The 18,117-nt window shown below is 63.1% G+C and carries 13 protein-coding genes; 1 reads left to right on the top strand and 12 read right to left on the bottom strand.

The window, feature by feature from the left end:
- Positions 1-4: 4 nt before the first annotated feature.
- From CSV91_RS09065 to CSV91_RS09035, 7 genes are all read right to left on the bottom strand, one after another.
- The gene (locus tag CSV91_RS09065) at positions 5-646 is read right to left on the bottom strand and encodes a type II secretion system F family protein (RefSeq protein ID WP_006235093.1); all 642 of its coding nucleotides are present in this window, start codon (positions 644-646) and stop codon (positions 5-7) included.
- Positions 643-1,491, bottom strand: a complete 849-nt coding sequence (locus tag CSV91_RS09060; RefSeq protein ID WP_232049603.1) for a type II secretion system F family protein — start codon at positions 1,489-1,491, stop codon at positions 643-645. Before CSV91_RS09060 ends, CSV91_RS09065 begins: the two co-directional genes overlap by 4 nt.
- A 50-nt stretch (positions 1,492-1,541) precedes the next feature.
- A complete protein-coding gene (locus CSV91_RS09055; protein ID WP_022094028.1) occupies positions 1,542-2,870 on the bottom strand; it encodes a CpaF family protein in 1,329 nt (442 codons plus the stop codon).
- A complete protein-coding gene (locus tag CSV91_RS09050; protein ID WP_099432616.1) occupies positions 2,867-4,516 on the bottom strand; it encodes a nucleotide-binding protein in 1,650 nt (549 codons plus the stop codon). Before CSV91_RS09050 ends, CSV91_RS09055 begins: the two co-directional genes overlap by 4 nt.
- The gene (cpaB, locus tag CSV91_RS09045; RefSeq protein ID WP_232049602.1) at positions 4,516-5,175 is read right to left on the bottom strand and encodes a Flp pilus assembly protein CpaB; all 660 of its coding nucleotides are present in this window, start codon (positions 5,173-5,175) and stop codon (positions 4,516-4,518) included. The genes CSV91_RS09050 and cpaB overlap by 1 nt, the downstream gene beginning before the upstream one ends.
- A 253-nt stretch (positions 5,176-5,428) precedes the next feature.
- The gene (rsgA, locus tag CSV91_RS09040; protein WP_172622506.1) at positions 5,429-6,382 is read right to left on the bottom strand and encodes a ribosome small subunit-dependent GTPase A; all 954 of its coding nucleotides are present in this window, start codon (positions 6,380-6,382) and stop codon (positions 5,429-5,431) included.
- Between the two features lie 481 nt (positions 6,383-6,863).
- Complete coding sequence (locus tag CSV91_RS09035; protein ID WP_099432614.1) at positions 6,864-9,545, bottom strand: cation-translocating P-type ATPase; 2,682 nt, start codon at positions 9,543-9,545, stop codon at positions 6,864-6,866.
- Between the two features lie 441 nt (positions 9,546-9,986).
- On the opposite strand from CSV91_RS09035, the gene pyk reads away from it, so the two are divergent.
- Positions 9,987-11,447, top strand: a complete 1,461-nt coding sequence (gene pyk / locus CSV91_RS09030; protein ID WP_099432613.1) for a pyruvate kinase — start codon at positions 9,987-9,989, stop codon at positions 11,445-11,447.
- A 200-nt stretch (positions 11,448-11,647) separates the two neighbouring features.
- Here pyk and CSV91_RS09025 read toward each other — a convergent pair whose 3' ends face one another.
- The 5 genes from CSV91_RS09025 to pheT form a co-directional block, all read right to left on the bottom strand.
- Positions 11,648-12,496, bottom strand: coding sequence for a hypothetical protein (locus CSV91_RS09025; RefSeq protein WP_099432612.1), 849 nt, complete (start codon positions 12,494-12,496; stop codon positions 11,648-11,650).
- 79 nt (positions 12,497-12,575) lie between these two features.
- Positions 12,576-13,343 (bottom strand): energy-coupling factor ABC transporter ATP-binding protein, encoded by a 768-nt coding sequence (locus CSV91_RS09020; protein ID WP_229077260.1) that lies wholly within the window; start codon positions 13,341-13,343, stop codon positions 12,576-12,578.
- Between the two features lie 46 nt (positions 13,344-13,389).
- On the bottom strand, positions 13,390-14,226 hold the full coding sequence (locus CSV91_RS09015; RefSeq protein ID WP_099432610.1) for an energy-coupling factor transporter transmembrane component T family protein: 837 nt from the start codon (positions 14,224-14,226) through the stop codon (positions 13,390-13,392).
- The gene (cbiM, locus tag CSV91_RS09010) at positions 14,204-15,289 is read right to left on the bottom strand and encodes a cobalt transporter CbiM (RefSeq protein WP_099432609.1); all 1,086 of its coding nucleotides are present in this window, start codon (positions 15,287-15,289) and stop codon (positions 14,204-14,206) included. The genes CSV91_RS09015 and cbiM overlap by 23 nt, the downstream gene beginning before the upstream one ends.
- A 246-nt stretch (positions 15,290-15,535) precedes the next feature.
- Positions 15,536-17,989: a phenylalanine--tRNA ligase subunit beta gene (gene pheT, locus CSV91_RS09005; RefSeq protein WP_099432608.1), complete on the bottom strand. Its 2,454-nt coding sequence runs from the start codon at positions 17,987-17,989 to the stop codon at positions 15,536-15,538.
- Between the last annotated feature and the right edge of the window lie 128 nt (positions 17,990-18,117).

Raw genomic sequence — 18,117 nt, 5'->3', positions numbered from 1 at the left:
CTCCCTACATCATCCCGCCTGCTCCCAACAGCGGGCCCAATATGGACAGAAGCAACGCCGGCAAGATGAGTGTGCCGGTGGGAATCAGCAGCTTGATGGGCGCACGCTCGATCTCGCGCTCGACCGCGGCGCGATGAGCCGCACGGATCTCGCGACTTTGAGCGGCCAGTGTCTCGGCAAGTGGGGCACCCAGGGCGAGCGCCTGTCCCACCGTGATGGCAAAGGTCTCGAGCGCTCGCACGTCCAGGTCGCGCGCGGCGGCCAACAACTCGTCCTCACGCGTGCCCACGCCCACCTGCCACGCCATGCAGGCCCGCTCAAGTCGAAGAGCCAGCACTGACCGGCGGTTGGCGCAGAAAATCTCAAGCGCCGCATCAAACGAAAGACCGGCCGAAAGACCCAAGCGCACAACATCGATCATCTCGGACACTTCGCCGAGCGACACTCGCGCCGGGCCGCCCGCTCCAACCGCGCCCTTCATTCGCGCGGTCAGAGCATCGACCACCGAGCGACCCGCGGCAGCGACCAGCACCGCCTCGCGCTTGCAGGCCTCTGCGATCTTGCGTGCATCCGCCCGATCCAAACCCGTCGCGACAAATACACTCAGAGCGCACAGGCAAGCCGCAACTGCAACCGGGGCGCTCATAGCTCCACCCGCATAATGCGCCTGATAACCACCAGGGCAACGGCGTTGAGGGCAAGACCCAGCACCACAGCGCCCGCGCCGGCAGGCGTCGCAAGACCGCGACGAAAATCTGCCGAAAGCAGCGCCAACACCGCGCACATGCCCGTCGGCATCGCCGCGACCATATGCGCAGACATGCGGGCCTGCGACGTCTTAACATCTAGGCGGCGCTTGAGCTCAATGCGCTCCCCCACCATGCTCGACGCCTCGGACAGTAAGTCGGCAAGCGGAGCGCCGGTGCGCTGTGACACCTTAAGCGCCAAGGTCACAAGCGAAAGACCGGGGGCGTCGATGCGCACGAGCAAGTCATCGAGCGCGTCGGTCGCCGAGATGCCGCAATCGATCGCCGCCGCCACCCGCAAAAACTCGGTATGCACCGGTTCTTGCGCATGAGCGCCCACAAAGCGCATGCCCTGGGCCAGCGAATGTCCCGAGGCAAGCGACATGGAAAGTGCGGTAAACGCCTCGGGCATGGCCTCTTCTGCATCGTGTTGCTCGCGCCGGCTCTCAAAGCCATCCCGAGCGGCGCCAACGGCAAACGGAGCAACAAGTCCCAAGGCAAATCCGAGGGGCGATAACGACACCATCGTTAGCAAAACGCAGCAGACACCGCTCGATAGCAGCAGAAACGCCAAACGCCCCGAAGCATCCTCGATCGCGAGGCCAAGGCGACGCGCCGGAGCCAGCGATGCCCACGAACGGGCGATCTTTTTCAGCGGATCGTTTTCCACCAGCTCACGCGGCAGCTTCTCTGCCACCGTCTCGAGCGCCTGACGCGCCAGCTCCGCCGGCGGTACCTGCGGCACACGAGGTTCCGCCCCGCACGCCGTCGCAACAGAAAACCCTGCCAAACCCCCTACGACGAGGGGCACAGCGACCTCCATTCGTCCACCTCCTCTTGTGTGAGCGTCCCCGACCGCAGGCCTTCTGCGATAAACGGCGGCTCGCGGTCAAGCGCCCAGGTGCGCTCGGCGGCATCGAAAGTCACATAGCGCTCGAGCTCTACGCCGCCCGACGCGGCGCGACGCACCCCCGAATACGAGGAGACGAAGCGCCTGCCATCGGCGTGGCGCTCGGACATCACGATGCCGTCGAGCGCCATGGCAATCTGCTCCTCGATGAGCTCGCTCGGCAGATCGATGCCATAACGTGCAAGCAACGTCAGACGCACCACGGTCTCCTGTTCTGAACCCGCATGAAGTGTGGTGAGCGACCCGTCGTGGCCCGTATTCATGGCCTGCAACATGTCGCAGCACTCGGCACCGCGCACCTCGCCCACCACGATGCGGTCGGGGCGCATGCGCAGGGCATTGGTCACCAGGTCGCGGATCGTCACCGCGCCCTCGCCCTCAATTGAAGCCTCGCGCGCCTCTAGGCGCACCACGTGCGGATGATGCGCAAACTTGAGCTCGGCAGAGTCCTCGATCGTCACGATGCGCTCGCCGGTGGAAATCTCGCATGACAGCGCGTTGAGCAGGGTGGTCTTACCAGATCCCGTGCCTCCCGCAACCGCCAGGTCCTGTCGCAGCGACACCGCGCACGACAGCAGCTGCGCATACCAAAGCGGCAGTGACCCCAGCCCCACAAGCTCGTCCAGCGAGCAGATGCGGTCCGAGAACTTTCGGATGGTGAGAATCGGTCCGTCAATCGCCACAGGCGGAATCACCGCGTTGACGCGATAGCCCGTTTTAAGGCGAGCGTTGACGATGGGGCTGCGCTCGTCGATACGGCGGCCAAGTGGCGAGATGATGCGGTCGATAAGCACACGGATCTGCTCATCATCCTCAAACGCATGCTCGATAGGGTACAAGACGCCGCCGCGTTCAAAGAAGGCCGAGCGGCAGCCGTTGATCATGATCTCGGTAACGGTGTCGTCCTCGATGAGCGGCTGCAACGGCCCCAGGCCCACCACGTCATCCAAAATCTCGTCGATGATGGTCTCGCGTTCGGACGTCGCGAGATCGGTCGGTTCCTCAACATTGAGCGCCGCCTCCACCGCGGGACGCAATTCCGAGCGGGCAAGCGCCGGGTCGATATAGGCGCTGATACGCGCCACTTCGTCGTAACCCATGCGGTCCATCACAGCGCGCTTGGTGCGTCGTTTCACCGCGCGACGACGCCCCGCATCTACAGGCGCTGCAGCCGCTGCAGCGCCGGCAGCCTTAATCCTCGTTTGCAGGCTCATCGCTGATCACCCTCGCGCGACCAGGGAAGGCGGATACGCGGGCGTTCGGTGCGCGTTGCACGGTCGGCGACCATATCGCTCCAAGGGCCGACGGCGCACCCCAGTTCCACGAGCATCTCGCGCGTGGCCTCGCGCACGCTGGTCGCGAAAGCGCTCGTCTGACCCACTGCCTCGTCAGCGCGCCCAAACGCCATGAGCGCGGCGAGATCCTGCCCGCCATCGGCGATACGAATCTTGGAGCTCAACGCACAGGCAATCTCAAAGCGCATGGCGACGTCCTCGTCTGCCCCGCGCGCACCGAACCGGTTGAACACGGCGCTCATGCGCGTGCGCGGCACACCTACTCGACTTGCCAGTTCAATGACGCGCGATGCCGATGTCGCGGACGACACCGCCGCATCGCCAACGACCAGGCAACGGTCGCTCGCCGCCACCGCAGCCGCCACGGCGTCGCCCCAAAAGACCGAGGTATCGATAAAGACCACGTCGGATTCGCGACGCAGGACATCAAGCAATAGCTCCACCGGACGTGCCATGAGCTCGGCTTGCTCGGGCGCCGCGACGGGACCCCAGAGCGTAACGCCCGGCGCCACGCGCATCGATGTGGCTACGATATCCGGCTCGGTGAGCGCGCCCGCCGCCGACGGCTCGATAAGTGCCGCCATATCGCGCGGAGCATCGACGCCTAACAAGTCGTAAAGGTTTCCAAACATCAGGTCCAGGTCGAGCACGGCGGCACGCAAGCCCAACAGCGACGATATGTGTGCCATGGTGGCAACGATCGTCGACTTGCCGCAACCGCCCGAACCCGAAATGGCGCAGATGACCGGAGCTCGATGCTGCGGAGCGGCAGCGTCTGCCGGCGGCATCGGAGGCGGCGGGGCGGGCGTCGGCGACAGCGTCCCCGTCTCCCCCGCCGCAACCACACGCTGCGTCCAAGCCGGCATGGCAGCTTGTTCGGTCTGCAAGGCAGGCTCGTTCTGTGCAATCTGCTCATGCTGCATCAGCGACAACTCGCCGCACCCGGCAAAGCCCTCAACTTCGTCGAGTTCATCCGCCAGATTCACGCCGTGCACGTATCCCATATCTACAGCCGGGGAGTCGCCAGCATGCTGTGCCGGCCCTCCAGCGTCATCGTATACAAGGGGGTTCCGGGGGCGCCGACCATGCTCGGCTTCCGCTTTTCCATAATCATCAACACGCGGGCCTCTTGTAGCGCGAGGCGCCCCGGGTTCCCTATCAACAAAAGCATCGGGCTCAATCGTCATGCGCCGATCGGAATCAACCGCTCCCTCGCCCGCGCGCCCGTTGCCGCATATGCTGTGCGCAGCGATGACCTCGGTCGCCCCCGCGCGAAACAGTCCCTCGATATCCGACGGATCGAGCGCTTCTATCAACACGACCACGCGACTCACGCGGCCTTCGGCCGTCAGGCGCGCAACAGTCTTGCGCACATCTTCGGTATCAAACAGAGACGCCGCGATGATGGCAGCCCCGCGGCGCGACGGAAACGCCCGCGCCATGGAAATCAGCCCGTCCAGGTCACCCACGCGAAGCACCTGTGCACCCGCATCACGGCCCTCGACTTCCCGCTGCAACAGCCCGTAATCGCCGCACGCGCAGCACGCAAGCCAGATCGCCTTCATCACTCGTCGCCTCCGCTCTTTTTGCCGCGCGCCGTGGCGGGAATCGTCAAGCTGACCGTTCCCTTGCCCGAGGCTCCCAGCAGTTCCTTGACGTCTTCGGGGTCAGCCGCCAGCGTCACCCATTCGATCTTGCCCTCGCGCGTGGCACCGGAATCCTCACTGGTATCGATCACGTGCGCGCCGCACAGTCGATCGGTTACGCCGTCTTTTTGCACATACACATCCACGTAGCTGCCCACGCCTGTAGCACCGCCGACCGAGTGCTCGGCATCGACCGCCACCGAAACGGCAACCTTGCCCTTAGGCACCTCGAGCTTGTGGCTCTCGGCCTTGGTGTAGACATTGCAGATCACGGCGTTTTTGGGAATACGCGAAGTCGTCACGTCGCCGCGCACCTGGCGCAGCTCGGTCGCCGCGTCACGCGGCAACAGGCTCGTCAGCCATTCCTGGGTTATGACATTGGTCTCATCGAGGGTCTCGCCCACATCGATATCGCGCGCCGCGACGCATACCTCGACGCGATCGCCACCGTACTTGGCCAAGGTCTCAGCCTGGACCCGTTCGGCTTGCGAGCGGATCGACGAGCCGTAAACCATGCAGAGCAGAGCAGCGAGCACGCCCGCGACCAGACTGATGGCGATGCGCTTGCTCTTGTTCACGGCCGCTCCTCTCATGGCAGTGCCGGGCGAATGCCCGTACCACCATTGTCTGGGCGGTCAGAGTGCAAAGCGGCGCAATCGCGATCTTGGTTTTCGATGTCAAACCAATCGCTGACCAAAAGCTGACCAGCCCGTCAAGCTCATGGCAAGGTTTTGGTCAGCACGTCAGCAAGCTGCATGTTTCGAGGCTTTTCCGCAGCAAAAAAAGCCGTCTCCCGAACAGTTGGGAGACGGCTGTCATAGGAAAAATCAATTACAGATGGACATCGGGATCGAGCATTTGAGCGCTCACGCGCATGGATGACGCCAGGTTTTGGAACGTTTCCAGACGCAGGCTGTCAATCTGCCCGGCGTCCTCGGCCTCGCGAACGGCGCAACCCGGCTCATGGGTATGTGTGCAATCGCCAAACCGGCACGCGCGCGATGTCTCGACAATCTCGGGGAAGGCGCGCGCCAGACCCCGCTCGTGACCCACGAGCGGTAGGCTGCGCAGGCCCGGGGCATCGGCGATCACGCCGGCGTCGCCCGGCAGCGCCACCATCACGCGCGCAACGGTAGTGTGACGGCCCTGGTCGTCGCGTTCGCGCACACCGCCGGTCGCCAACGTATCGTGGCCCAGCAGTGCATTGAGCAGCGTCGACTTACCGGCACCCGACTCGCCCAGAATCATGGCACAGCTCCCGGCGGGCACGCAGGCACGGACCTCGTCCAGGCCGCGGCCCTCGGCAGAGGACGTCACGATCACGCGCACGTCCGGACCCACCAGGCGGCGCACGCGGTCCAGATCGCGCTCGAGCTCCTCGGCATCGCAGCGGTCAGCTTTGGTAAGCACCACCACCGGCTCGGCATCGCAGTCGAGCGCCAACACCAGCGAGCGCGCCACGCGGTCGAGCAGCACCTCACCGGCACCGAGCGCCTGCACGATTAGCACGCTATCCACGTTGGAGCAGAGCACCTGGCGCTCTCCACGGGCACGGCCGCGCCAACGCTCAAAGCTCGTACGGCGCGGCAGCACGCACTCAATCACGCCCATATCGTGCCCGGGAGCGCGGCGCACCGCCACACGGTCGCCCACGGCAGGCAGCAGGACCTCGTCCTCGCCGCGCGACTTGGCAAACCCCACGGCATGCTCGGCGCGAAAGGTGTCGTCGGCAGTGGCCACCAGCGGAAACCCGCGATCCAGGCGAATAACGGCACCCAGCTGCATCTGCTCGGGCTCCTCGGCATGTGCGCAGAAATCATCAAAGGCAGTCTGCTGGGCCTCATCGACCGGCAGGTCATCAAACGCCGGAACATCCTGCAGCGCATCGAGCCCCGGTACGCTCGCCAACAACTCCTCGGCAGACGCGGGCGCTTCGGTCGCGAGTTTCCGACGACGGTCACGCTTAGCCCGCGCCCCCGTCGTCTTTTTCTTCGCTTTAGCCTTAGCCTTAGCCACAAACGCCTCCCAGCAGCCAAAATCACAACTGAGCAGGTATTTTACCCACAAAAAAGAGTCGGTCGAGCAACCGCTCGACCGACTCACACACTTTCCCTCAGCCCTTTTTCATCCGCGCGGGAGAAAAGCAGCAAGGACACCGCAGGGCCCGCCCGCCGGGAGGGGTTTCCTAAGGGCACATCCCGCAGCCGCAAAGCGGCGAGGACGTGCCCGTGGAAACCCCGCAGGCGGTCGGGCCCGGACAGGAACGTTACTCCTTCTCGACCGCGCGCATGATCGCCTTGTAGATCTCCATCAGCGGGATGATCAGGAAGGCCAGGCCCAGCGCGGCAAGAACGCCCTTGAGCTCAAGCGTCACAGGACCAAAGAACATCTCGGCAAGCGTCGGCTGCACGGTCACGATCACCGTCAGCACCAGTGCCAGCGCGGCGGAAGCCCACAGCCACTTGTTCTGCTTCTTCATGGTGAACAGCGACGCACGACGGCTGCGCATATTGAAGCAGTGGAAAATCTCGACCATGTTGAGCGTGATGAACGCCATCATCACGCCTTCCTCGTCGGCATTGCCGGCGATCATATCGGCGATGTGGATGTAGCCCATGTCAAAGTACACGCCCACAAAGAAACTCGCCAGCACCAGCACGGTGATGATTAGGCCCTGGACCACGCAGTCCAGACCCATATGTCCGGCAAAGACGCCGTCCTTGGCGTTGCGCGGCTTGCGCTTCATGATGTCGCCCTCGGCATCCTCCATGCCCAGCGCGAGCGCGGGGAAACAGTCGGTGACCAGGTTCACCCACAGCAGCTGCACCGGCTGGAAGATGGTAAAGCCGATGAGCGTGGCGATAAACACCGAGAAGACCTCGGCAAGGTTGGCCGAAAGCAGGAACTGGATGACCTTGCGGATGTTGTCGTAGATGCGACGGCCCTCTTCGCAGGCACCGATGATGGTGGCGAAGTTGTCGTCGGCAAGCACCATGTCGGCGACGTTCTTGGTGACATCGGTACCGGTGATGCCCATGCCCACGCCGATGTCGGCGCGCTTGATGGACGGGGCGTCGTTGACGCCGTCGCCAGTCATGGCGACGATCTGGTCGCGCGACTTCCAGGCCTCGACGATGCGCGTCTTGTGCTCGGGCTGGACGCGGGCGTACACGCCGTAGTCCTCGATGTGCGCGTCGAGCTCCTCGTCGCTCATGCGGTCGAGGTCGGCACCGGTAATGGCATGGCTGCGATCGGTGACGATTCCCAGCTGCTTGGCAATGGCCACGGCGGTGTCGATATGGTCGCCCGTGATCATGACGGTGCGAATACCGGCGTCGTGGGCCTCGCGGATGGCGTCGGAGACCTCGGGGCGGACAGGGTCAATCATGCCGGACAGGCCGCAGAAGACCAGGTCGTGCTCGAGCGCAGCGGGGCTGCAGTCGCTCGGGACCTCGGTGTAGGTGCGGCTTGCCAGCGCCAGCACGCGCAGGGCCTCGTCGGCCATGGCCTTGTTGGCGGCCACGAGCTCGGCGCGACGCTCCTCGGTCAGCGGAACGACCCTGTCGCCGTCGTAGATATGGGTGCACAGGCCGATCACCACGTCGGGCGCGCCCTTGGTGTACTGCTCATACTCGCCGTCCAGGGTCTCGACGACCACGGACATCATCTTACGGCCCGAGTCGAACGGGGCCTCGCCCACGCGCGGGTGCTCGGCAGTCAGGCCAGTAAGACCAGCCTTGCCGGCATCGTTGACGAGCGCGCACTCAGTCGGCTCACCAACGGCCTCGCCCAGGTCCTCGTCCCACTGGGCATCGGAGCACAGCGCCATACCGGCCAGGAACTTCTCCTTAGGCGCAGCGAGCTCGTGCTTGACGACGGTCATCTTGTTTTGGGTAAGGGTACCGGTCTTGTCGGAGCAGATGGTCTGCGTGCAGCCAAGGGTCTCGACGGCAGAGAGCTTGCGAATAATCGCCTGGCGCTTGGCCATTTTGGTCACGCCGAGCGAAAGCACGATAGTCACGACGGCAACCAGACCCTCAGGGATGGCGGCGACGGCAAGCGAGACAGCGACCATAAAGGTATCGAGCAGCGCGGTCGGGTCGGTGAGAACGTTGCCCACGCCGTGGCGGATGATGTCGACGCCAAAGATAACGACGCAGATGACGATAACCATGATAGTGAGGATGCGGCTGAGCTCGGCAAGCTTCACCTGCAGCGGCGTGAGCTCTTCCTTGGCCTCGGCCAGGGCGCCGGCGATCTTACCCATCTCGGTGTTCATACCGGTACCGACTACGACGGCGCGGCCACGGCCGTACACCACGGTGGAGCCCATGTAGCACATGTTCTTGCGGTCGCCGAGCGGCACGTCGTCGGTGCCGGCGGCGAGCTCGATCACGTTGGCATGCTTCTCGACGGGCACGGACTCGCCGGTAAGGGCGGCCTCCTCGATCTTCATCGTGGCGCTCTCGAGCACGCGGCAGTCGGCCGGGACGGAGTCGCCCGCCTCGAGCATGATCACGTCACCGGGCACGAGCTCGGCGCTCGGCAGGTGCACGAGCTTGCCGTCGCGCAGCACCTTGGACTGCGCCGCGCTCATCTCCTGCAGGGCCTCGAGAGCCTCCTCGCTTTTAGCCTCCTGGACCACGCCCAGCACCGAGTTGACGATAACGACGAACATGATGATGGCGACATCGGCAAAGTCCGCCTCGCCCTTGACCATGCCCGTGAGCGCGCTGATGACGGCGGCAACGATCAGCATGATGACCATGGGGTCGGCCATCTGCTCAAAGAAGCGCTTCCACAGCGGCGTCTTCTCGGCTTCCTCGAGCTTGTTAGGGCCTGTCTTAGCGAGGCGCGACGACGCCTCGTCGTCGCTCAGGCCGAGGTTCTCATCGACACCTTGGTCGCTGAGCACCTCCGCCGCGGCGGACAGGTATTCCTTTTGCATATAGAGTCCCCTCCTGGGATTCGGGCCACTCAGCAGATTGATGCCCGATCATAATTCCCAGGAGAAGGGCAAGGGCTCATCAAGGCTGCCGTGCTGAGCGGCAGTTGATAGTGGAGCTATGGTACCCCAAAGCGACGCGTCTAGCCAAAACATTCCATCTGGAAACACGGCACAGGCGCAACGGTGCAGACAGTGTGATGCTCAACATTGATAAAACGTTTTTTCTTCGGCGCATCGTCAGACTGAAATATCGCCCAGATAGCAGCGGTTAGAACGGTTGGTAAAGTTTTTGCATATACCGTTTTTCCGCAAAAAATGAACTTCTAATTCGGCATACGGTCGATTTTTTGGGGTATTCGGTCGGCATTTCGTTATAATCATCTCAGTTTTATTTCTTATGGTTTATCTATCAGCGCAAGACGATGTCAGATGGAGGTCTGAATGTACAAGCGCACCAAGATTGTATGCACCATGGGTCCCGCCTGCGATAGCGACGAGACCATCCGCGAGATGATCAAGGCGGGCATGAACGTCGCCCGTTTTAACTTCTCGCACGGCTCCTACGACGAGCACCACGGTCGCATCGAGCGCGTCCGCCGTATTTCCAAGGAGCTCGGCATGCCCGTCGGCATCCTGCTCGACACCAAGGGCCCCGAGGTCCGCACCGGCCTTTTGGTCGATGGCAAGAAGGTTGCCGTCAAGACCGGCGACAAGATCGTCGTCACCGCTCAGCCCACGTCCGAGGATTTCCACGGCACCGCTGAGCACATCTCCCTCGATTACCTGGCTCTGCCCTCCGAGGTCGAGAAGGGCTCCCTCATCCTGATCGATGACGGCCTGGTTGCCCTCGAGGTCGAGTCCGTCGACGGCCAGGACATGACCTGCGTCGTTAAGAACGACGGCCTGATCGGCGAGCGCAAGGGCGTCAACATGCCCAACGTCAACATCTCGCTGCCCGCCATCACCGAGCGCGATCGTCAGGACATCCTCTTTGGCCTGACCGAGAACATCGACTACATCGCCGCTTCCTTCATCCGTGACGGCGAGTCCGTCCGCGGCATCCGCGAGCTTTGCCGCGAGAACGGCGGCGAGCACGTGACGATCTTCCCGAAGATCGAGTGCGCCCTGGGCGTCGAGAACTTCGACGAGATCCTCGAGGCTTCCGACGGCATCATGGTCGCCCGTGGCGACCTGGGCATCGAGATCAAGCCCGAGCTCGTTCCCCACATCCAGAAGGAGATCATCGCCAAGTGCAACGCGGCCTACAAGCCCGTTATCACCGCTACGCAGATGCTCGACTCCATGCAGCAGAACCCGCGCCCGACGCGCGCCGAGGTTGCCGACGTTGCTAACGCCATTTACGACGGCACCGACGCCGTTATGCTGTCCGGCGAGTCCGCTGCCGGTAAGTACCCGGTCGAGGCCGTTAAGATGCAGGCCAGCATCGCTCTCGAGACCGAGAAGTACCTCCCGGCCCACGCTCCGCTCGAGGTTCCGGCTGACGCTCACGGCACCCGCGTCGTCAACAACGTTGTGGGTATGTCCGCTGTGAACATGGCTACCACCGTTGGCGCCAAGTGCATCACCGTGCCGACGACCACCGGTCGTACCGCTCGCCTGATCTCGCACTTCCGTCCCAACATGCCGATCTGCGCATTCTCCCGCCACGAGTGGGCCGTCCAGCAGATGATCATGTACTGGGGCGTTATCCCGCACCAGGCCGAGATTACCCAGGGCACCGTCAACGGCACGATCGTCAAGGCGATCGAGACCGCCAAGGAGCTCGGCTACGTCGAGGCCGGCGACCTGACCGTCGCTACCGCCGGCGATCCCCGCATGAGCGTCCAGCTCGAGGACAAGGTCTCCTCGACCAACGTCGCTTACGTCGCTCAGGTGCGCTAAATCGCACTTGCAAGCAGATTTGCATTGCAAAAAGCCCGGAAGGCATTGCCTTCCGGGCTTTTTTAAGACCTTCTTCATATGCCGCCTCATCGATTTGCGTTCAGTCGCAAGCCTCTCCGATGCCGAGCGCACCACCGAAGACGCCTGCGACGGGAGCTGTTGGTCAATTGGGATGAACTGTTCTCCGTAAAGCCGGCCGGCTAGCAGCTAGCGATCAGGGGGACTGCCGGAACGTCAGAAGCAGCAACGCGAGCCGCAAAGCCTGCCTCGGTCAGCTCGATGACCTCGGTAAACGTTGAGTCGAAGAACTCCTCAGTTAGCAGGCGATACGGCGGATGATCGGGCTCGCCGGGGTTTTCGCGTACAATCTCGTGCATAACGCCGATGGTCTTGAGCACATATTCTTTATGGATGGGATACTGCCCAAAACGCGTCGCGGCGGTATACAGGCGATCGGTCGCACGCGGGATGGAAACAATGCCGAGCGTCTTGCCAAACCAGTCAAAGTCGCCTTGCTTTTTAATGCGGAACTCCTCACATGGCTTGCCGCCGTGCGCCTCCAGGTACTGATTCACGCGCGTATTCCATACGGTATCGGCCACCAGATGCGACCAGACGCCCAGTGTTAAATCGAGCAGCGACTGCGCCACATCTTCGGACGCAAGCGAGAACTCACAGGTGCCGGGACCGGCAACCGGCTCGGCATCCTTGTAACGCTGGGGATAGTGCACGCGGTTCAGTCGCTCGCGTTCCTCGATAATCGAGGTCGCTGCGGCCGGCGCACCGGTGGGCGAACTATTAAGCAACGGTGCCACATAGGTATCCCAGAACTCATGCTCACGAGGCTTAGGGATGGGCTCAGGCTTGGCAAAGTGCGTAATGCGGTACGGGATGGGATCGGCGATGCCAGGGACCATATAGCCCACGAAGATATCCGGAACCACGCAGCCAAACAAAAAGGCATTGCGGTCGCGCACGCTATTGGCAAGCGCACCGGTGCGCTCCAGCAAACGCTCCGTCTGAGCGATATGAATGTTCCAGCTTGGCATAGCCACCCCCATAAAAACCTGGATAACTATACCATCACGGCAAAGCCGCGCGGGCGGCTACGCACGCTCTACGCAGCAACTAGTCCGTAGCACCGCTTTCGGTTCCATACGACGGCGAAGGTGCCTCGACCACATGGTGGTATCGATCGATATAGATGGCGCGGGCACCCAGGCGTCGCACCAAATCCTGATGATGTGTACTCATCAAGACCGTCTTACCGGCAGCAACATAGGCCAGCAGGAAGTTGACCACGATGTCGCAAGAGTCCTCGTCAAGTCCATTGGTAGGCTCGTCGAGCACCAGGATATCGGGGTTCATCGACACGACGGCAGCCAGCGCAACACGCTTCTTTTGCCCGCCCGAAAGCTGATAAGGCGAGGCATCGACCAGATCGGTAACCTGGAACAGTTCCATGGCATCGCGCACGCGGCGCTCGAGCTCGTCTGCCGGCAGCCCCATCTGCGCGGGACCAAAAGCAACTTCCTCGCCCACCGTAGCGCAAAAGAGCTGGGCATCGGCATTCTGGAACACAAAGCCCACGCGCTGATGAAAACGCTGAGCAGCCGCGGAATCCTTTAGAAACGCCGCATCGATCACATGCCCGTCGAACAGGTATGCCCCTGCGTCCGCGAGCTCAAGGCCGTTGATAAGGCGCATGATCGTCGTCTTGCCGCAGCCGTTGGGACCGAGCAGGGCAACGAGTTCACCACGATCGACCTGCAGCGACACACCATCGACAACCGTATGCCCCGCATAGGAGAACACCACGTCGCGCAGCTCGATGAGCGGCATGGCCTCGGCGCGCGCGCCGTTCGTGCCCGCCGCACTATTCATATCGATCGTCAAAACGTCGCCCTTCCCTATTTGCATCCCCAGTCGAAACCAGCAGCGTCTACAGCACGGCGCACAACACTGCCAGCAGCGCCACGCCGGCCGCATAGACCGCATCGCGCCAGCCAAACCCGACACGCGCGGGCGCCGGATACGCACCGGCAAAGCCGCGGCAAAGCATAGCCTCGTCCATCGCGCGGCTGCATTCCATCGCCTTGATAAACGTCATGCCCATGATACCCGCCAGCGAGTCGGTGCGCGAAAAACCCGCAGGCGCACGACCCACGCTGCGCAGCATGACCGATTCGCACAGATTGTGCGCCGTGCGACCCAGCACCTCGATGTGCTTGAGCGCCATATCAAACGTAAAGATAACTTCGTCGGGTAGATGCAGCATCTTGAGCGACGCCGACATGCGGCTCCACGTGAGGGTCCACGAAACGCCCAGCACTAGCGACACATTAATGAAGGTCTTGAGCGCAATCTTGAGCATGGCGCCCGCGGCAGAAGCGTCCAGCAGCAAGGCGGGCAGCGCCAGAACCACCGCGAGCCCCGCAGCGCCAAGCGCCGGCACAAAGGTTGCCCGCAGTCCGCGTACGGGGCGCACGGCAACGAGCACCAGTGCGATAGCCGCCATCAGCATGAGGTACAGCGGGCTCTGCGTCAGACACACGCACAGGACGCAAACGAACATCCCCACCAGGCGCACCGGAGCCGAAACGCAAGAAAGGGCGCGGTCGACCATCGACCCGCCCTCGTGCGCGCCTCCACCCAGGCGAACCCGCTCAAGCAGGCTCGCCAGGTGCAGGACATTCTTTTGCATCACTCGATGCCGAACCCCCGCGGGCTCGTATCGCTCCTCGGCCGCAAGCCAGCTAGGCAGCTTGGCTATTGCCATGAGCACCGCTTTCCTTGACCGTCAGCGAAATCAGACGGAATGCGATGGTGAGCACCGCCACGCCAATCACGCCCGAAAGAATATACATCGCGGCCTGGCCGGCAAAGCCAAGACCCTGCTCCTCGGAATAGGCCTGCAGATAATCGCCCGTGGGCAGAGCGTCGGCAAAGGTCGGGGTATCGAGGCCGACCGAAGTCTGCAGACTGTTGTCACCAGCCTCCTGAACGGCGGTCGCGGCGCCCTCGGCGTCCCACTCACCCCAGGCGTCACCCGTGGCCAGCAGGCCCAGCGGCGTGGCCACGACAAGCACGGCAACCAGGATGAGTGTGGGGACCAGCGAGGTCTTCTTGGCAGCAGCGCCCTCGGCAGCAAGCTGGCCATCGACGGCCTCGGGCCCGACGATAACGCTCGGCGCCGTCTTCTTAATGAAACCGTAAATCGCAGCCGTCGCCACGCCCTCGACCACGCCGGCAACCAGCATATGCGGGATCATCATGGCAGGAATGGCAATAGACAACGGGAAGGGGCAGTACAGCGGCGCGCCCGAAGCGTTGGTAAAGAGCATCGGCTGAATACCAAACTCGATTGCCGCGCACAGGGCCGCCAGGCACAGGCCGACCCAGCCGCTTACGATGGCCGAAACCGAGGTGCCCCAGCTCTTGTCGTGCAGACGGCTGTTGAGCGCACGGAACACGATAGCAGCGGCAAACGGCAGCACGAAGGCCATGTTAAAGCAGTTGGCGCCAAAGGACAGGATGCCGCCGTCGCCAAACAGTAGTGCCTGTAGCGCCAGCGCGACCGAGACAGCAATGGCCGCGGCCTCCGGGCCCAGCAGCAGCGCGATGAGCGCGCCGCCGACGGCGTGACCCGTGGTGCCGCCGGGCAGCGGCACGTTGAACATCATGAGCAAGAAGGAAAATGCGGCGCAGATGCCCAGGAAAGCCATGTGCTCGCGATCGAGCGTGGCACGCACCTTTTTGATGCAGTGGACCCAAACGGGCACCATTGCCACTGCCATGACGGCATCCGTCTGCGGGGACAGATAATTATCTGGAATGTGCATGGGCGCCTCCCGGTTATCGGCGCACAGAATTGCAACGCCGCTTAAATCACCTTGTCAGTGTTACGCATTGTAAGATTCGTAACACGCCGCGGGCTATCATAGCAAAACGGCGCACTGCCGACAAAGCAGCACGCCGTTATGTAATGCGCGTGTCATATATGAAGGCTCAACGGTGCCTTATATCGAGCATAGCGGTCACGTAAGACTCGGCGGCAACCACCGCTGACCCATACCCCAGCGCAAGCCCTATCCGCGGACCTCGCCGTTTACGCCCTTGCATACCTTGGTGACGATCTTCTGGTGCGCCTTCTCGACCTCTTCGCTGGTGAGCGTGTGGTCGTCGGAGCGATACGTAAGCGCAAAGGCCATGGACTTCTTGCCCGCTCCGATGCGGATGGGATCGCGGTAGACGTCGAACAGGCGCACGCCCTCGAGCAGCTTGCCGCCGGCGCTGGTAATGCGGCGCTCAAGATCCTCGCAGGTCACAGCATTGTCGACCACGATAGCAAGGTCGTGCTCAACAGCCGGGTACTGCGAGAACTCGCGGTAGTTCTCCTGATTGCGGGCGCCCTTGATCAGCTTGTCCAGATCGAGCTCAAAGGCAACGACGACCTCATCGATGCCCATCGCCTCGCGCGCCTCGGGGTGAATCTCGCCGACCCAGCCCAGTACGGTGCCGCCGGACAGAACCTCGGCCGCACGACCCGGCTGCAAGAAAGCGTAGCCCTCGCCCTCGACGGGACGGAAGCGAACCTTCTCGATGCGCAGCTGGGCGAGCAGCTCCTCGACAATGCCCTTGCCAAAGAAGAAACGCAGCTTGCGGTACTTCATGTTCCAGGACTGCTCGCTCCACTGGCCCGAGAGCACGCCCGCCACGGACTTGGTCTCCTTGGGCAGGCTGGCGTTCTCGCGACCGTGGAACAGGCTGCCGACCTCGTACAGGTGCACGTTGGGCGTGCCGTGGGCCTCGTTATAGGCCACGGACTGCAGCAGGCCCGGCAACAGCGAACGACGCATCTCGGTCTGCTCGGCTACCAGCGGGTTCATGAGCACCACGGGGCAACCGCGACCCTCGGTGGACATACCGATCTTCTCCAGGTCGCCCGGGGCGGCAAAGCCGAAAGTCGTGGTCTCGTTGAGGCCGCAGGCGCGCAGGATCTCGCCGACCTTGCGGGTGAGCTTCTGCTCGCGGGTCAGGCCGCCGATGTGGTTCTTGGCAGCCGGGATGGTCGCCGTCACACGGCCCATGCCCCACAGGCGCAGGACCTCCTCGATCAGGTCGATCTCGCGCGGCAGGTCGGGACGGAAGCTCGGCGGGGTGACCATGAAGTCATCGCCGTCGCGCTCGACGGTGCAGCCCAGGCGGGTGAGCGAACGCTCGATAAACTCGGGCTCGATGTCGGCACCGCAGATGGCATGCACGCGGGCCAGGCGCAGCTTGATGCTGTCGATAGTCTTGGGCGCAGGGAAAACGTCGACATAGCCGGGAGCAACCTCGCCGCCGGCGATCTCCTCGATGAGCGCGCAGGCAACGTTGGCGACGTCCACGCAGCCGGTCTCGTCAACCTGGCGCTCAAAGCGAATGGAGGCGTCGGAGATCAGGGACAGGTCGCGGCTGGTGTGCGAGGTGCGACCGGCGTTGAAGCAGGCACTCTCGACCATCACATCGACGGTGTCGTCCTCGATCTCGGAATCCATGCCGCCCATAACGCCGGCCAGCGCCACGGGGCGCTCGCCGTCGGTGATGAGACCCATGCCGGCGTCGAGCGTGCGCTCCTCGCCGTCGAGCGTCGTGAACTTCTCATCCTGCTGGGCGGCGCGGACCACCACACGACGGCGGCCATCGCGCTCGGCAAAGGTGTCCAGGTCAAAGGCGTGCAGCGGCTGACCGGTGAGCATCATCACGTAGTTGGTGATATCGACAATGTTGTTGTGCGGGCGCACGCCCAGGGCGTTGAGGCGCTTGACCATCCAGTCGGGCGAGGGGCCGACCTTCACGTTGCGCACGATGCGGGCGACGTAGCGGTCGCACAGGCCCTCGTCGGCAATCTCGACCGAAAGCTCGTCGTCGGTCGCGCGGCCGGTCTCGGCCTTGATGGCAGGCAGCTCAACGTGGAAATCGCGGTCGAAGATGGCGCCGGTCTCGCGGGCCATGCCGATCATGGACAGGCAATCGGGACGGTTGGGCGTGATCTCGCAGTCAAGCACGGTATCGCTCGAGCCCACGTACTCGGCAAACGGCATGCCGCAGGGCGTATCCTCGGGCAGGATCATGATGCCGGAGTGGTCGCCGCCCAGGCCGAGCTCGCGCGCGGAGCAGTTCATGCCCATGGACACGACGCCGCGAAGCTTGCTCTTCTTGATCTTGACGTCGCCGGGCAGGACAGCGCCAATCATGGCCGTGACGATGTGGTCGCCGGCCTCGAAGTTCTGCGCGCCGCAGACGATCTGCAGCGGAGCGGGGTTGCCGTCGGCGTCGAGGTTCTTGTCGCCCACGTCGACCGAGCACACATACATATGGTCGCTATCGGGGTGCGGGGTCTTGGTGAGCACCTTGGCGGTCACCACGTGGTCGAAGGACTCGCCCACGGTGTCGATCGCCTCGACCTCGGTGCCGGTACGGATATATTCGTCCGAAAGGGTCTTGGGATCCTCCGGAATATCGATCATGGTCTTGAGCCAGTCGTAAGAAACACGCATCTAGCTCTCCTTTCATACTGAAAGCCTGCGAAGAGATGCAGGTGGAAACTTCAACTTTGTGAACATTCCTTACAAAGCGAGGGTTGTCCAAGTGCGGCAGATCGGCCCGAAAGAGGAGCGCCGCGTAC

This window comes from Collinsella aerofaciens (genome assembly GCF_002736145.1).
In the GTDB taxonomy this organism is placed as follows: Bacteria; Actinomycetota; Coriobacteriia; order Coriobacteriales; family Coriobacteriaceae; genus Collinsella; species Collinsella aerofaciens_A.
The sequence above is the reverse complement of the archived record's forward strand: the minus strand, read 5'-3'. Positions and strand labels throughout refer to the sequence as shown.

Bases quoted from the DNA above. Each gene is read 5' to 3' on its own strand.
- cbiM (WP_099432609.1), bottom strand. From the start codon at position 15,289: ATGCACATTCCAGATAATTATCTGTCCCCGCAGACGGATGCCGTCATG.
- CSV91_RS09025 (WP_099432612.1), bottom strand. From the start codon at position 12,496: ATGCCAAGCTGGAACATTCATATCGCTCAGACGGAGCGTTTGCTGGAG.
- pyk (WP_099432613.1), top strand. From the start codon at position 9,987: ATGTACAAGCGCACCAAGATTGTATGCACCATGGGTCCCGCCTGCGAT.
- rsgA (WP_172622506.1), bottom strand. From the start codon at position 6,382: ATGCAGCTGGGTGCCGTTATTCGCCTGGATCGCGGGTTTCCGCTGGTG.
- CSV91_RS09035 (WP_099432614.1), bottom strand. From the start codon at position 9,545: ATGCAAAAGGAATACCTGTCCGCCGCGGCGGAGGTGCTCAGCGACCAA.
- pheT (WP_099432608.1), bottom strand. From the start codon at position 17,989: ATGCGTGTTTCTTACGACTGGCTCAAGACCATGATCGATATTCCGGAG.
- CSV91_RS09055 (WP_022094028.1), bottom strand. From the start codon at position 2,870: ATGAGCCTGCAAACGAGGATTAAGGCTGCCGGCGCTGCAGCGGCTGCA.
- CSV91_RS09065 (WP_006235093.1), bottom strand. From the start codon at position 646: ATGAGCGCCCCGGTTGCAGTTGCGGCTTGCCTGTGCGCTCTGAGTGTA.
- CSV91_RS09050 (WP_099432616.1), bottom strand. From the start codon at position 4,516: ATGAAGGCGATCTGGCTTGCGTGCTGCGCGTGCGGCGATTACGGGCTG.
- CSV91_RS09015 (WP_099432610.1), bottom strand. From the start codon at position 14,226: ATGGCAATAGCCAAGCTGCCTAGCTGGCTTGCGGCCGAGGAGCGATAC.